At 46.4% G+C, this 15,370-nt stretch carries 16 protein-coding genes; 11 read left to right on the top strand and 5 right to left on the bottom strand.

Annotated features, from left to right (window positions below; translation table 11 throughout):
- Positions 1-6: 6 nt before the first annotated feature.
- Positions 7-567 carry a Uma2 family endonuclease gene (locus AC3FZD_RS12015; protein ID WP_488736255.1) on the bottom strand — a complete coding sequence of 187 codons (561 nt, stop codon included), beginning with the start codon at positions 565-567 and terminating at the stop codon, positions 7-9.
- Between the two features lie 67 nt (positions 568-634).
- On the opposite strand from AC3FZD_RS12015, the gene AC3FZD_RS12010 reads away from it, so the two are divergent.
- The 5 genes from AC3FZD_RS12010 to AC3FZD_RS11990 all read left to right on the top strand — a co-directional run bounded on the left by AC3FZD_RS12010 (position 635) and on the right by AC3FZD_RS11990 (position 6,363).
- Positions 635-1,444: a creatininase family protein gene (locus AC3FZD_RS12010; protein ID WP_488736254.1), complete on the top strand. Its 810-nt coding sequence runs from the start codon at positions 635-637 to the stop codon at positions 1,442-1,444.
- Between the two features lie 218 nt (positions 1,445-1,662).
- Complete coding sequence (locus AC3FZD_RS12005) at positions 1,663-3,816, top strand: polyribonucleotide nucleotidyltransferase (protein WP_488736253.1); 2,154 nt, start codon at positions 1,663-1,665, stop codon at positions 3,814-3,816.
- 159 nt (positions 3,817-3,975) lie between these two features.
- Entirely contained in the window at positions 3,976-5,034 is a 1,059-nt protein-coding gene (locus AC3FZD_RS12000) for a GDSL-type esterase/lipase family protein (protein WP_488736252.1), read from the top strand.
- 82 nt (positions 5,035-5,116) lie between these two features.
- On the top strand, positions 5,117-5,422 hold the full coding sequence (locus AC3FZD_RS11995) for a hypothetical protein (protein WP_488736251.1): 306 nt from the start codon (positions 5,117-5,119) through the stop codon (positions 5,420-5,422).
- Between the two features lie 17 nt (positions 5,423-5,439).
- Positions 5,440-6,363: a histidine kinase dimerization/phospho-acceptor domain-containing protein gene (locus tag AC3FZD_RS11990; protein ID WP_488736250.1), complete on the top strand. Its 924-nt coding sequence runs from the start codon at positions 5,440-5,442 to the stop codon at positions 6,361-6,363.
- A gap of 18 nt (positions 6,364-6,381) precedes the next feature.
- Here the strand turns inward: AC3FZD_RS11990 and aat are convergent, their stop codons facing one another.
- A complete protein-coding gene (gene aat / locus AC3FZD_RS11985; protein ID WP_488736249.1) occupies positions 6,382-6,975 on the bottom strand; it encodes a leucyl/phenylalanyl-tRNA--protein transferase in 594 nt (197 codons plus the stop codon).
- 56 nt (positions 6,976-7,031) lie between these two features.
- On the opposite strand from aat, the gene AC3FZD_RS11980 reads away from it, so the two are divergent.
- Positions 7,032-7,364, top strand: coding sequence for a DUF8822 family protein (locus tag AC3FZD_RS11980; protein ID WP_488736248.1), 333 nt, complete (start codon positions 7,032-7,034; stop codon positions 7,362-7,364).
- Positions 7,365-7,397: 33 nt separating this feature from the next.
- On the opposite strand, the gene rpsN is transcribed toward AC3FZD_RS11980, so the two are convergent.
- Positions 7,398-7,700: a 30S ribosomal protein S14 gene (gene rpsN / locus AC3FZD_RS11975; RefSeq protein ID WP_488740331.1), complete on the bottom strand. Its 303-nt coding sequence runs from the start codon at positions 7,698-7,700 to the stop codon at positions 7,398-7,400.
- Between the two features lie 137 nt (positions 7,701-7,837).
- The gene (locus tag AC3FZD_RS11970; protein WP_488736247.1) at positions 7,838-11,260 is read right to left on the bottom strand and encodes a PAS domain S-box protein; all 3,423 of its coding nucleotides are present in this window, start codon (positions 11,258-11,260) and stop codon (positions 7,838-7,840) included.
- A gap of 191 nt (positions 11,261-11,451) precedes the next feature.
- Between AC3FZD_RS11970 and AC3FZD_RS11965 the strand changes: the two genes are divergently transcribed.
- The 4 genes from AC3FZD_RS11965 to AC3FZD_RS11950 all read left to right on the top strand — a co-directional run bounded on the left by AC3FZD_RS11965 (position 11,452) and on the right by AC3FZD_RS11950 (position 13,547).
- Positions 11,452-12,315: an urease accessory protein UreD gene (locus AC3FZD_RS11965; protein ID WP_488736246.1), complete on the top strand. Its 864-nt coding sequence runs from the start codon at positions 11,452-11,454 to the stop codon at positions 12,313-12,315.
- A gap of 82 nt (positions 12,316-12,397) precedes the next feature.
- On the top strand, positions 12,398-12,703 hold the full coding sequence (ureA, locus tag AC3FZD_RS11960) for an urease subunit gamma (RefSeq protein WP_488736245.1): 306 nt from the start codon (positions 12,398-12,400) through the stop codon (positions 12,701-12,703).
- Positions 12,704-12,713: 10 nt separating this feature from the next.
- Complete coding sequence (locus tag AC3FZD_RS11955) at positions 12,714-13,022, top strand: urease subunit beta (RefSeq protein WP_488736244.1); 309 nt, start codon at positions 12,714-12,716, stop codon at positions 13,020-13,022.
- Between the two features lie 54 nt (positions 13,023-13,076).
- Positions 13,077-13,547, top strand: a complete 471-nt coding sequence (locus AC3FZD_RS11950; RefSeq protein WP_488736243.1) for a DUF4079 domain-containing protein — start codon at positions 13,077-13,079, stop codon at positions 13,545-13,547.
- A 47-nt stretch (positions 13,548-13,594) separates the two neighbouring features.
- On the opposite strand, the gene AC3FZD_RS11945 is transcribed toward AC3FZD_RS11950, so the two are convergent.
- Entirely contained in the window at positions 13,595-14,263 is a 669-nt protein-coding gene (locus AC3FZD_RS11945; protein WP_488736242.1) for a DUF1997 domain-containing protein, read from the bottom strand.
- A gap of 284 nt (positions 14,264-14,547) precedes the next feature.
- Between AC3FZD_RS11945 and AC3FZD_RS11940 the strand changes: the two genes are divergently transcribed.
- Positions 14,548-15,204, top strand: a complete 657-nt coding sequence (locus tag AC3FZD_RS11940) for an SDR family oxidoreductase (RefSeq protein ID WP_488736241.1) — start codon at positions 14,548-14,550, stop codon at positions 15,202-15,204.
- The last annotated feature ends 166 nt before the right edge of the window (positions 15,205-15,370 follow it).

Genomic DNA, 15,370 nt, shown 5'->3' with positions numbered 1-15,370 from the left:
CATCGATTAGAGCGTCAAGATAAATCCCGGTAAAACGCTTTCTCCAGATAGCCGATCGGGATTTTCTAAAATTTCCACCTCTTGACCAGGGCGATAAATTTCCACTTGCTGTGAACGGGGAATGATCAGCCATCCTAAACGAGTTCCATTGTCTCGATATTCTGCCATTTTCTGTTGTGTGGAGTTCAAACTATCACTAGGAGACAATAATTCAATCACAAAATCTGGACACAGGGGGAGAAAGGCCTTCCGCTCTGCTGAGGTTAACTGCTCCCAACGCTCTTTCGGTATCCAAGCAGCATCAGGAGAACAGTCTGCACCATTGGGTAACTTAAAACCGGTGGAAGAGTCAAAAACTAGGCCCAGTTGAGTCTGCTCATTCCAGATCCACAGTTGTGCTGTGATACCCGCATTACGGTTACCCGTTTCTCCTCCGGTCGGTGGCATAATAATTAATTCTCCATTAGCATTGCGCTCAAATCTTAAATTGCGGTTATCCTGACAGAGTTGGAAAAATTGCTCGTCAGTCATGTGAATTGAGTTTAAGTTCAGGGTAAGAGCAGTCATAATCGAATCGAGAGTTGAAAAACTTTCGCCATTGTATGATGACTTATTATAGATCTTCCTAAAAATCATGCATAGTTTCATTCCTCCCCAGCGCTTTTTTCCTTATTTAACTTGGACAGAGATTCGGGATATGCCCCATAAGGAAAATGTAGTGATTGTGCAACCGGTAGGGGCGATCGAGCAACATGGGCCGCACTTACCTTTAATTGTAGATGCGGCGATCGCCACGGGAGTCCTCGGTAGAGCCATGGAAAAGCTGCCTGAAACTCTCCCCGTCTACGCTTTACCCACCCAATATTACGGTAAATCGAACGAACATATAAACTTTCCTGGAACCATTACCCTCACTGCCCAAACCCTACTCTCGGTACTCCAAGAAGTGGGAGAAAGCATCTATCGTGCTGGTTTTCGCAAACTGGTTTTTCTCAATGCCCATGGGGGACAACCCGAAGTAATTAGCATTATCGCCCGCGACTTGCATATTCAATACCCGGATCTGATGATTTTTCCCCTCTTCGTGTGGCGAGTTCCCAACCCATCGGGTGAACTGCTGAAAAATCAGGAACATCCAGAACTCAGTATTCACGCCGATCTGGGAGAAACCAGCCTTTTACTCTCCCTACTCCCAGAGCAGGTGCATATGGAACGCGCTGTCAAAGAATATCCCCAAGGGTTACCCTCAGAAAATAGCTTACTGTCTATGGAAGGTAAACTGCCCTTTGCTTGGGCAACCCATGAACTGAGTAAAAGTGGCATATTGGGCGATCCGACGGGGGCAACAGCGGAAATTGGCGATCGCCTCCTCGACTCCCTAGCTCAAAGTTGGGCTAAAGTTTTGCAAGAGGTCTACGATTTTTCTCAACCCAACCTAGGATGATGATCGCCAATTCTGCCTCCCTACCTCATCGTTCTAGAGGTAGCGAACGAACCCACATCAAAGGGGCCAAACCTTGATAGAATAAAGACTTTACTTCCCTGTTCTCCCTGCTAACGTAGCCAAAAACCCGATCGCTATCACCATCGGGTAAACATCAATGTTAGGATTGCCACAGAGAAGAAACGAAAAGAAGTGTCTATAAAAAGGTAACGAATGGCATGGTAGAGATAGACAAGTCAATATCCTTTGACGGACGGGATATTCGACTAAAAGTGGGAATTCTTGCGCCTCAAGCTGGTGGTTCAGTTCTGATCCAATCGGGAGATACAGCAGTTTTAGTCACTGCAACTCGTGCAGCAGCACGGGAAGGAATCGATTTTCTACCCCTACTGGTTGACTATGAAGAGCGACTGTATGCTGCCGGACGAGTGCCGGGTGGATTTCTGCGTCGAGAAGGAAAACCGTCAGAAAAAGCCATATTAACTAGCCGTTTAATCGATCGCCCCTTACGTCCTCTGTTTCCTTCCTGGTTGCGGGATGATATCCAAATCGTGGCGACTACCCTGTCCATGGATGACCGGGTTCCCCCCGATATTTTAGCGGTCACGGGCGCATCCCTGGCGGTGATGTTGGCGAAAATCCCCTTTAACGGGCCGATGGCTGCCGTGCGGGTGGGTTTAGTCGGCGATGATTTTGTGATTAACCCCACTTATACAGAAGTGGAAAATGGCGACCTCGATCTAGTAGTAGCGGGATCGCCTGATGGGGTGATTATGGTGGAATCGGGAGCCAACCAACTGCCCGAACAGGATATCATTGAGGCGATCGATTTTGGTTATGAAGCGGTTTGTGACTTAATCAATGCCCAACGGGAACTAATGGCAGATATGGGGATCGAATTAGTGACGGAAGCACCGCCAGAGGAAGACCCCACCCTGACCAATTTTATTAGCGATCGCGCTAAAGAGAAAATTAAAGGGGTTCTCTCCCAATTCGACCTGGATAAGCCTACCCGCGATCAACTGCTCGATGAAATTCAAGCTAATGAAGTTTCTGAGGCGATCGCCCAATTAGCCGAAGACGATCCGATTCGTCAAGCCGCAGAAGCTGATGATAAGGCGATCGGCAAAACCTTCAAAAGCTTGACGAAAAAACTGATGCGTCAACAAATTGTCACAGATGGCGTGCGCGTTGATGGCCGCAAACTCGATGAAGTGCGCCCCATCTCCTGCATGGTCGGCCTCTTGCCTCCGAGGGTTCATGGTAGTGCCCTCTTCAACCGAGGATTAACCCAAGTGATGTCCATCGTCACCCTAGGAACCTCTGGGGATGCCCAAGAACTCGATGACCTCCATCCCGATGCCCAAAAACGGTATATCCATCACTACAACTTCCCCCCCTACTCCGTCGGCGAAACCAAACCCATGCGATCGCCCGGCCGTCGGGAAATTGGCCACGGCGCTCTGGCAGAACGGGCGATTATGCCCGTATTACCTGCAAAAGAGAACTTCCCCTATGTGATTCGGGTCGTCTCTGAAGTCCTATCCTCCAACGGCTCTACCTCCATGGGATCGGTCTGTGGCTCTACCCTGAGCCTGATGGATGCCGGTGTCCCCATCTCCAAACCCGTTAGCGGCGCAGCCATGGGCCTGATTAAAGAAGGAGATGAAGTCCGGATTCTTACTGATATCCAAGGTATCGAAGACTTTCTCGGTGACATGGACTTTAAAGTAGCCGGGACAGACTCCGGGATTACCGCCCTGCAATTGGATATGAAAATTACTGGATTACCCGTAAGTATCATTGCCGATGCTATCAAACAAGCCAAACCGGCTCGGTTGCACATTCTAGAAAAGATGCTGGCTACCCTCAGCACTCCCCGCAAGGAGTTGTCCTCCTATGCTCCCCGGATCATTAGTTTCAAAATTGACCCGGATAAAATCGGCTTAGTGATTGGCCCCGGTGGCAAAACGATTAAGGGCATTACCGAACAAACTGGAGCTAAAGTCGATATCGAAGATGATGGCACAGTCATGGTCTATAGTTCGGATGCAGACAAGGCGAAACAAGCCCAGTTCATGATTGAAAGCATGACCAAAACCCTCAGTGCTGGAGAGGTTTATCTGGGTAAAGTCACTCGCATTATCCAAATTGGGGCTTTTGTAGAATTCCTTCCGGGCAAAGAAGGGATGATCCATATTTCCCAATTGGAAGATCGACGAGTAGGTAAGGTCGAAGATGTGGTGGCTGTCGGCGATGAAGTGATTGTTAAAGTCCGCGAGATTGATAGCAAAGGACGAGTCAATCTGACGCGCTTAGGCATTCATCCCGAAGAAGCCGAACGGGCCCGGCAAGAAGCCAAATCGTTTTAGAGGGCACTTGAGAAAACAATCACCTGCTGTTCATTAGGGTAGGGGAGGAATCGGAGAGAAAAGGTTTCGGTTCCTCGCCAACAGCAAAAGCAACTTATCCTGACTTGGATACTCAGGGCTGTCAAAGAAAGAAAAGATGATTTGTCAGCATCCCCTGGTATGAGTCACTATAGTTTATTGGCACTCAGTCTACTGGCCCAAGGGACAGTAGCCGATCTCGGCGACGGACTGCTCAAAGTTCCCCCAATCGATGAGTTAGACCCTCCTGTCCCTCAAACTTTCTCGGAGAGGTCTTTAGCAAGGATTGTTGAGGAAGTTTTGGATACTTTACCCACAGTGGAGGACTTTCAACCCCAGTTGGGTTCAGTGGGTAGGGGGGTTCAGTCGAGCTGGAGTCAACCACCGATTTTACCGATCTTTCCTCTTCAAGCGAGGGTTGCCCCAATGCCGGTCAATTGGCGACCGGTATCAGGAATTCAACTGTATCAACAACGACTGGCTGCTTTGCAAGCGGGTAAGATCTATACTCGTCTACCTGCTGATAGTTTTGCAGATCGGGCCCTAAAAGCCACAGAACAGCCAACCCATCAACAATGGCAGTGGTTATTAGAACTCGAAGCTAAGGCGATCGCCACCGGTCAAGGCCATAATCGCTTAAATGTCTTGGTGGGAGACTCCCTCAGCGTTTGGTTTCCCCATGACCAACTCCCCCCAGGTAAATTATGGCTCAATCAAAGTGTGTCTGGAGAAGCAACCGGCCATATCCTCAAACGGTTGCATTTCCTCAAACCTACCCAACCCGATCGCATTTTTGTTTTATCCGGAATTAATGACTTGCGTCAGGGAGTCACCGATGAGGTGATTATCCAAAATTGGCGCACCTTGGTGCAAACCTTGCGTCAACAACACCCCCATGCAGAAATTATCCTGCAATCCCTGTTACCCACCCGGTTAGCAGCGATTCCCAATGACCGTATTCGTCGCCTCAATGGGCATTTAGGGGCGATCGCCCATCAACAAGGAGCTACCTATCTCGATCTCTATGCCCGTTTTACCGACGACCAAGGAAATCTAGATCGCAACCTAACGACCGATGGTATTCATCTGAGTCTCCAGGGTTACAGCATTTGGCAACAGGCACTCCAAGAGTTTGAAAATCCCCAACTCCTAGATCGGGGCTATCATGCTGCCGATGTTGATTGGGAGGTAGGGGGATAGGGGGATGGGGGGATGGGGGGATTCAGATACCCATTACCGATTCGCCTATGCTATCATATATATGATGTATATATGATGGATTATGACCTCCAAACGTAAGTTAGTCACCTTTAAGACTGACGAAAAACTCTGGAAAGACTTCAAAGCGGTTTGTGGTAAAACAACAGCCACAGAAGCCTTTATCAACTTTATGATTCGCTGTGTCGAACAGGGGGTACTTCCCTCTGACCAACCGACTCCGGAACAGCACGCGGCCCTAGAACAACGGGTAGCCACCTTAGAAACTCTGGCGATCCAAGGGCAAGAACAACTCTCAGCGTTAGCCCAAGAAATCACTCAATTTAAAATTCATTTTGCTGACCATTTTCCCCCCAATAAATCTTCTTAATCCAGGAGTTTAAAACCATGCCGACAAGTGAGAAAAAAATTTTAGTAATCTATAACTTTTTAAGCGATTTAAAACCGATCTTGAGTCTATTAGAAGAGAGTGGTTATCGCACACAAACCCTATCTTATACACAGGCAAGATCGACGGAAAGTTTAACCGATCCGCCGGACTTAATCCTACTCGATCGTGGCGGTGAGCCTCCTGCCGACTTATCAGACATCGCCTCATTATGTAGTGAAGCCGTCATGCACTTGATTCCTGTAGTAGCGATGACCACTTTAGAAGATTTGATCGATCGTTATCCCTTTTATTTGGATTATCAAATCGATTATTTACTGAATTCTTTTGAGGCAGAAGAATTATTATCGCGCTTGGAAACTCATTTAAAAGGAAGCTCTTGCTGGCAAGGGATTGGGCATAAAAAAAACGATTTCGATCGTTGGGTTTCTCTCCCGGATAACCCACCCCTAAAATGGAACTGGATCGATCGTCTCAATCACCAGATTCGCACGCCATTACATGGGATTTTAGGGCATGTCCAAATGCTCTATAGTGAATCCGATCTAAGTCTAGAACAACAGGCTCACCTACGCTCAATTGAAAGCTGTAGTTATGATGTTTTACGCAGTATGCATCAGATGCTTCATCCTACAGATGGCGATGAATGTTGGGAAGATGAAGCCTTGGAATGGGAAGCCTCCGCACCAGTGCCTTTAGAGGGGTTTGAGATTCCTCCAAGTCGTGAACTCATTGCTCTGCATCAAGCGGCTCAAATTGGGGATATTGAGGGAATTGTGCAGGAAAGTCTGCGGTTGAAAGATTTAAATCTTGACTATTCCCGATTTGCCGATCGCATTTTAGAATTAGCTCAAGCCTTTGAAGATAGCCAAATCGTGGCGTTAATTCGCCAATATGCTCCCTTAGAGCAACGGGTGAGTTGAAGGGATCATTTTGGGCAATCAGGGGTAAAATACGCAAGGTTGTTTAACCGCTTTTTGTAATAGAGTCTGATACTGTGGATCGCTGATAATATAAGCACCGAATCGGGCTAAATGGGGGTTCATCATCTGTGCGTCAAAGATTGTAAATTGGCGATCGCGCAACCACTCCACTAATTTAACCATGGCTACTTTGGAGCCATCGGGAATCCGAAAAAACATTGATTCCCCAATAAATGCGCCACCAATGGCAATCCCTAAAATTCCTCCAGCTAGGGTATCATTTTGCCAGGTTTCAAAGCTATGGGCCCATCCAGCCCGGTGAAGAGCATAATAAATTTGTTTAAGCTGTGGAGAAATCCAGGTGGAAGGGCGATCGGCACAGCCTTCTACCACTGCTTCAAAATCGCGATTAATGGCAACGGAAAAGCAGTTTTGATTAAGAACTCGTTGTAAGGATTTCGGATATCGAAAGCGATCGTCGAGGGGAATTAGAGTTCGAGCATTACTCGAATACCAACCTAAAGCTGAGGAGTCTTCTTCATCCTCATCATTGGCCATCAAGAACAAGCCTTGGCGATACCCATCGATAATTAAGGGGATATCATAATCCATAATCGTCTATTATAATACGTCCATCTGAAGGCACAACCCGATCTGTACTTTATCTCATGACTGAACCGATTCAACCGATTACTTTACCTCTAGCTGAAGATGCTCAACAGGAGGGCAAGTGGTTACAAAAAAACCTGCATCAGTGGCTCGATCAAGAGTTTCTACCGGAACCGGTCAATCATAAAATTGCCCAACGAGCAACCCAAGTCTATGTCAGACATCGATTGGAAGGGGAAACGGATCTTGGTTCCCTGGTGATTGCCATTGTTACTGAAATGCAGGGATTTGATTTTTCTGAAAGCTTCTATGGCGAGTTTGCGATCGCCAATGCCATTAGTGATTTATTGCTCGAAAGTCTAGGGATTGATACTTGTTGTGGTCAAGGCTAGGGATTGTTAACCAATCCCTTCCCTGATCTCCATCTACCAACTCGATTTGACCACACCGGGTAAGAGTCCCTCGTGGGCCATCTCCCGAATCACATGGCGAGATAGGCCAAAATCGCGGTAATATCCTCTGCAACGGCCCGTAGCCCAACAGCGATTACGCAAACGACTGGGAGCGCTATTGCGGGGAAGACGTTGGATTTGACGATGGATTTCAAATTTCTCCCCTGGATCATCGGCTTTCCGGAACTGCTCAACTAACTCTTGACGCTTCTGAGCATACTTCTGTACTAACCTTTGGCGTTTCTTTTCCCGCTCGATCATACCCTTTTTAGCCATGGGTAATTGATTTACCTCTGTTCTTAAGACACCATCTTTCATTATAGCACAATCCTTGGATTGTTACCACTACCTACAGCAGTTGCTCTTCTAAGGTGGGGGAATGGGGGCATAGGGGGATAGGGGGTATTTACTTATTACTTATGACCGATCTCCAGAGGTTTAACAGGGATTCTAATTACAAATTCTGTTCCTTTTCCGGGTTCTGAGAAACAATCAATCAATCCCCCATGTTTTTCCACCACAATCTGATAACTAATCGACATCCCTAAACCGGTTCCTTTCCCCACAGGCTTGGTCGTAAAAAACGGATCGAATAATCGACGCTTGACTTCTTCCGTCATCCCTTGACCATTATCTTGAATCCGAATCACCACATGGGGAATTTTCCACTCATTGGGTTTCCCTGTTCCTGTGGTAATGGTAATTTCCCTCGGATCGTCTCGATTTTCCAGAGCATCAATGCTATTACTAATAATATTCATAAACACTTGATTAAGCTGACTGGCGTGACATTCCACTTTGGGTAAATCAGCATAGTTTTTAATGATCTCAATTCCTCCAAATGACCCTGTGGACTTCAAGCGATGCTGCAAAATCAGCAAAGTATTATCGATGCCTTCATCAATTTTAACGGGTTTCATTTCTGCTTCATCTAAGCGGGAGAAGTTCCGCAGGGACAGCACAATTTGACTAATGCGATCGGCTCCTACCTTCATTGAATTGAGCATTTTGGGTAAATCTTCCCGGAGGAATTCTACATCAATATCTTCCTCTTCGTCTAGGATTTCTTCATCGGGTTCTGGATAGTGTTTTTGATAGAGTTCCAAGAGTCCTAACAAGTCTTGAATATAATTTCCTGTATGAAGTAAATTACCATTAATAAAATTAACAGGATTATTGATTTCATGGGCAATTCCCGCGACCATTTGCCCTAAGCCGGACATTTTTTCCGTTTGTACTAATTGGGCTTGAGTTTGTTTGAGTTTTTTGAGAGTTTGTTCTAATTGTTGGGCTTGGGCTTGGGCATGGAAGGCGGCGGCACGGGTTTGGGTATAGAGTTCCGATTGGTCAATGGCGATCGCCAATTGGTCACAAGCGGCTCGCAACAGTTCCACCTCGCTATCCGTCCAGACTCGTGATTGATGACATTGGCTACAGACTATAGCACCCAATTGACCGGTATGGGTTTGCAAAGGAACTAATAATTCCGAGGTAATCCCAAATAGGTCTAATAATTCTTGATGATAGGGATGTTCATCGCTATTGATGCGGGTATCATCAATGCGAAAAATTTCCAAAGACTGAAATTTTTCGATCAACTCACCCACTTGAGTAATAGGATAATCTCCTAATAAACTGGGTAAATCTCGTTCTTGAGATTCATGGGTAATGGTTAAAATAGGAGGATGCTCAATTTGACTCTCTCTTCCGGGTAAAATACACCAGAGAAAATGGCAGCGATCGATTTGCAAAAGATTGCGAATTTCATGAACGGCGGTATCTAAAATGGTATTGAGATCTAAAGACTTACGAATTTGACTGGCTAACCCAAATAATAAGCCTTCTCGACGGCTAATTAATTCACTTCTGGCCCAGGAGCGGTCAATGGCCAAGGCGATCGCATCGGAAATCCAAGCTAACATCTGATAAAGTTCTTCGCTGAAGGGATAGCGACCGAGGACGGCAAGGACTCCCAACAGTCGCTCTTCGACGATTAAGGGATATCCGGCAAAGGCTTGAATATTTTGGTCAGAAATCCAGGCGGGAGCGCCAATACAGACATCATTGGTGGTATGATTGGTGCAATAGGCTTGTTGGCGGGTGGCGATAAATCCAATCACAGAAATGCCTAATGGAATTCTAGCCTGTAGGGGATCGGTTAAGGTAATGGGCCCCGATAAGGCTTGTAATTCTAACATTTGGGTTTCGGCATCAAATGTCCAAATTCTAGCGCCAATCGCTTCAAGTTGCTCGACGAAAATTTGGGTACAGCGATCTAAAAGTGCGGGTAAATCTCCCCCTTGTCCCAGGGTTTTGCCGACTTCTGCCGCTAAAGTAGAGAGTTGCGATCGCTCTAATAAGGCAGCTTCTGCTTGTTTGCGCTCGGAAATATCCCGAATGGCGATTGATAACCCCTCTGTGTATGGATAAATGGCTACATCTAACCATTTTTGTAAAGTGGGATTAAAGGTTTCTAAATGCCGCGCTTTTTGCTCCAGAATCGCTCGATCGCATTCGGGCTTTAAGATGTTTTCCCAAAATTGGGGCAATAAATCCCATAGGGAGTTGCCTAAGCACTCCTGCTCGTCGGCAAAGAATAGCTGTTGGGCTTGGCTATTCACATAGGTTACATGATTTTCTTGATCGACCGTTAAGAGAGCATCGCTGATACTTTCTAAAATCTTGGTAATTTTTTCCGCCTGTTGTTCAAAGGTGGCTTGGGTATCTTGACGCTCGGTAATATCGCGAGCAACGGTAATGAGTTCTTGGAGTTTGTGGGTTTGGGGATCGTATAAACGGCCAATGGTGGTTTCAAACCATAAATAATGCCCTTGTTTGTGGGCCATGCGGTAGGTAAGGGTGGTAATATCGGTGGGATCGAGTAGGCGTTGATGGTCTTTTTGTAAGCGTTGTAAATCTTGGGGATGGAATAGGTCTTCTACATGGCTTCCGAGCAGTTCTTGGGGGGTATAACCGAGGAGGTTCTCGCAAGCGGGGGAGGCATATAAACAAATTCCTTGGGGACTATAGCGAGCAATAAAGTCTCGCGTGTTTTCGGTCATGAGACGATAGCGTTCTTCGCTCTCTTGAAGCTGGGCTTCTATCTGTTTGCGATCGCTAATATCCATCAGTAACCCATCCCAAACAATACTACCATCATTCATCAGGGTGGGTTGGGAAGCTCCTTGTAGCCAGCACAGTCCTTTTTGGGGATGTAACCATCTTCCTTCCCATTTCCAAGGGGTAAGTTGGTCTGCTGACTGTTGAATGAGGTGATGAAAATAGGGTTGGTCTGCTGGATGCACCCGCTCTAGGATCGTATAGGCATCACTTTGAATGGTGAGTGCATCAAAGCCAAATAAATGAATGCAACTGGGACTGATGTAGGGAAAGCTGGCTTTTCCTTCAGGAGTGAGGCGAAATTGATAGATAATGCCAGGGATATTGAGGGCTAGTTGACTGACTTCTCCAGTTGGGGGCGATTGAGGATGCAGTTGAATTAGCCAGCGTTTGGTAGCTTGGCATAAGGGCATGATTTCTACATCAACAGATTTGACTTGAGCCTGTTTGAGCGTCCAAGTATAGTGTTGGCGATCGCTTTTGGGTAGAATGTCCCCTAGATTGGCTTGGCTTAGATCCCAGGGAAAAAAGAGATTGAGCGGTTTTCCCTGTAGATCTCCTACCGCAGCATTATGGAGTTCGGCATAGGCACAATTGAGATAAATTAAGCTTGCGTCCTGGTCAAGAATGCCCATAGCTACTGAGGTTTGATTCCAGACCGAGAGCAGGAAGGGTTCGGGTATCATGGTCAGGTCGGTAAATTCAGATTGTGCCATACTCTTGCGTCCGTCAGCAATTAAGGGGATGACTGGTCATGATAGGATTAGGGACTAGCCAATCACAGATATCTATTTCCAGGATGTCTTCCCATTGGGGTCTAATTTTAGAGGTTTTAGGGTAGATGCTAGACCTAAATTTTACTCGAAGATCCCCTCTCCTTCTGTTTACAACTTTTTACAATGGGTAAATGCTTGATTCTACAGGAGCAAGATTGAACATCCGGTCTACTCAATGGCTAGGGAAGTTATCGGTTCAGTATCGGCTGTCTGCGGGCCGAACTTATCCAGTGGTTGAGGAGATGGTTGCGCCTCTGAAGCTTCAACGTCCATTTTACAATCTCGGTTCGGGAAACTGCCAAAGTGTTCTTTTGCATACGGCGGGGGGTTTGGTTGGGGGCGATCGCCTTTCTTTGTCTTTACATTTAATGCCACAAACATCTGTATTCTGGACTACGCCTTCAGCGACTAAGGTGTATCGCTCTGGGGGACAGATGGCTCGAACCCAGGTACGGATCGAGATTGAGCCAGGGGCAAGCTTAACCTGGTTTCCTCTAGAGACGATTTTGTTTGATGGGGCTTTCTATCAGCAAGAGCTGGAGGTGGAGTTGTCTCCTGGGGCGATGTGGTGTGGGTGGGAGTGGACAAGGTTGGGACGCACAGCCCTAGGGGAGGGCTTCGATCTCGGACAATGGCGCTCCCGAACTCAGGTCAACCAGCAGGGAATGCCCCTCTGGGTAGATGCTCAGAACAGCTCCACTTCCCAGGGCGCTTTAGAGTCTGATTATGGTTTGGGGGGCTATCCGGTGGTGGGGTCTCTTTGTTGGTTGGGGGGGGCGATCGGGCGATCGCTCCTAGAAGAGGTACGCGCTGTTTTTCCCCCTTCTGAAAAAAAGTTCTCTGTTGGGGTCACTCGACTGCCTCAAGGCCTCCTCTGTCGCTATCGAGGGGATTCTACTGAAACTGGAAAGCGTTTATTTATGGAGGTTTGGCGGATTTTAGCTCAAGCTAATGGACAGGAAAACTTATTTAAGCCTAGAGTATGGCCAGTATAGCATCTAAGCTTAATTTTGGCATTTTGAGATAAAATTGTCAATAAATGCTATAAAAAAAGATAGGTTAATCGGCGAATCGACTATGCAACTGACTCCCCAAGAAAAAGATAAATTATTAATTTTTACAGCAGCCCTATTGGCAGAAAGACGGAAAGAAAAAGGCTTGAAGCTGAATTATCCAGAAGCCGTGGCCTATATTTCATCAGCCATTTTAGAAGGAGCAAGGGAAGGGAAAACGGTAGCAGAATTGATGCAATTAGGCACAACGTTGTTAACCCAAGAAGATGTGATGGATGGCATCAGTGAAATGTTAGCTGAAGTGCAAGTTGAAGCCACGTTTCCCGATGGCACAAAATTAGTTACTGTCCACGATCCCATTCGTGCATGAGGTAAGGTCTATGATTCCTGGAGAATTGTTAGTTGAAGCAGGAGAAATTGAACTGAATCGCGATCGCCCCACGGTCATCCTTTCCGTCGCAAATCACGGCGATCGACCCATTCAAGTCGGCTCCCATTTCCACTTCTATGAAGTCAATTCGGCTCTGAACTTCGATCGCGATCGCGCCCTAGGAATGCGCCTCGATATTCCCGCCGGAACCGCCGTCCGCTTCGAGCCAGGGGACGAGAGAGAAGTTACCCTCATTCCCTTTGTCGGCAGTCGCCAAGTTTATGGCTTCCAGGCTCAGATCAATGGCCCTTTACCCTAAGCCATCGTTTTGTGATAAGTTAAGTTTTGTAAACGACTTCTCACGGAGACACCCATGGAGATTCCAGAATCCATTAAACTATGGAGTCAATTTTTCCATCCCTTCTTAATGTGGGTTTTACTCGCCCTGATTCTCTATAGCATGTATCTGGGCTTCAAAATTCGCGAAACCCGCAGCGCTACCGGCGATGCCAAAAAAGAACTCATCAAAGGAAAATTTAACGCCAGACACCATCAACTCAGTTCCATTATTTTAGCCCTCATGGTCATGGGAACCCTGGGAGGAATGGCCGTTACTTACATCAATAATGGTAAGCTATTTGTTGGCCCCCATTTAATCGTCGGTTTAGCCATGACTGGGGTGATTTCTATTTCGGCTGCCCTTACCCCCTGGATGCAAAAAGGTAACGATCTCGCTCGTTATAGCCACATTACCCTCAATACCGTTTTAGTTGGTTTATTTGCCTGGCAAGCCGTTACCGGTCTTGATATTGTTAACCGAATTTTAGAGAAAATGTTCTCTTAACCCCATACAGATAAGGTGGGCAGTGCCCACCTTAGCCCAATTTGAGATTATTTTTTCGGTTGGTGGGGAAAAGAGCGATCGTAGGTGCGATGAAAATCCTTGAGAATTTTATGATTGAGACAATTGGAAACTTGACGTACAATTTGGGCTAAGAGGCGATCGCCCGTTTTTTGAATCAAGCCTTGGGGTAGAGCATGAATAAACTGAGGAAAATAAACCCTCACCTTCAAATCCAACGTCCATTGGGCATAGGTCATTACGCCCTCTTCACTCACCCGATCCACCGCTTCTACTAACTCCATCAATGAGCGAAAATCCACCTCATATCCCAGATCCCCATCATCCGGCAGTGGAATAGACTCAATCGCATAGACTCCTTGCAGTTGGGGTTTCATTTCCAAACCCACCTTCGGCTCCACTTCATAGCCAAACGAACCGAATTTACCAATCACCAAAGCATAGCCATTCTTCCCAATCGGCCGTACAGTCATCGGTGCTGCACAACGGCAAAACCATCCCTGATGATCGTCGAGATAGTCAGCAACGGTTTGGGGATGGGCATTAAACAAGAGCTTCCCTTGGGCTAATGTGGAAAATTGGAACGGTTCCTTCAGGCTCTCTTCCTGCCCATTTTCCCAGCCAGCGTACTCTGGAACTGCACCCAAAACTACATCCGATGAATTTTTGTATTGCTCTACAGTCGATTGAAGTTTCATAATTCTGAACTATCCCCATAGTTTGGACAACTGGCTGCTGGCTGAGAAACTATCACCAGCATATTTACTTAATTATGCAAATGATGCGATCTCCGATTTCTGCCTAAACTGAGTCAATAGATTTGACTTATTTTTTAGTATACAAATCTACCTTTATTTTCCTATAATCGAGATCACACCTCGATAGCGATCTCGATCGATAGACCTCTGAAAACCCTTATCAAACCAAGGTTTAGCCTATAATGTTAATATTTGTAGAGAAATCTTAAAAAACCGAGAAAACCATGAAAGCATTTGTGGCTGGAGCAACTGGAGAAACCGGAAAACGGATTGTTCATGAGTTAGTCAAGCGCGAGATTCCCACGATCGCCTTCGTACGAGATCTGCAAGCTGCTCGCTCAATTCTCCCCGATGAAGTCGAACTCGTCACGGGTAATCTTCTCAATCGGGACAGTCTCAAACAAGCATTAGGGGATAGTACCGTCGTGTTGAGCGCTCTGGGGGCAAGACCGAGTTTAGATCCTACGGGCCCCTATCAGGTAGACTATGAAGGGATTAAAAACCTGGTACAAGTGTCCCAAGAAAAGCAGATTCAACAGTTGGTGTTGGTGTCTTCCCTCTGCGTGTCTCAGTTTTTCCATCCTCTCAATCTATTTTGGTTAGTCTTATGGTGGAAAAAACAGGGCGAAGATTATTTAATCCAAAGTGGCTTACCCTACACCATTGTTCGCCCTGGAGGATTAAAAAATGAAGAGAATACCCAGGCGATTGTTATGTCTAAAGCCGATACTTTATTTGAAGGGAGTATTCCTCGCCAAAAAGTGGCTCAAGTCTGCGTAGAAGCTCTGTTTTGTCCAGAATCTCGGAATAAAATTGTGGAAATTGTCACCCAAGAACAAGCAACAGAAAAAAGTTTTTCTGAACTGTTTGCCAAGGCTTGATATTAAGTCCGGATAAAGGGTGAAGAAGCGGGCAAGATGCCCGCACTCCTCGAATTCTTTGATATGACTGGAGTGGGAGCATCTTGCTCCCTGGATTTTTAATTAGGGTATTTCCGCTTCGCGGACATGAATAAGCGAACTTGATATAACCCACCATTTTAGGGTT

It is taken from the genome of Roseofilum sp. KMC-1, from assembly GCF_057802075.1.
The sequence above is the reverse complement of the archived record's forward strand: the minus strand, read 5'-3'. Positions and strand labels throughout refer to the sequence as shown.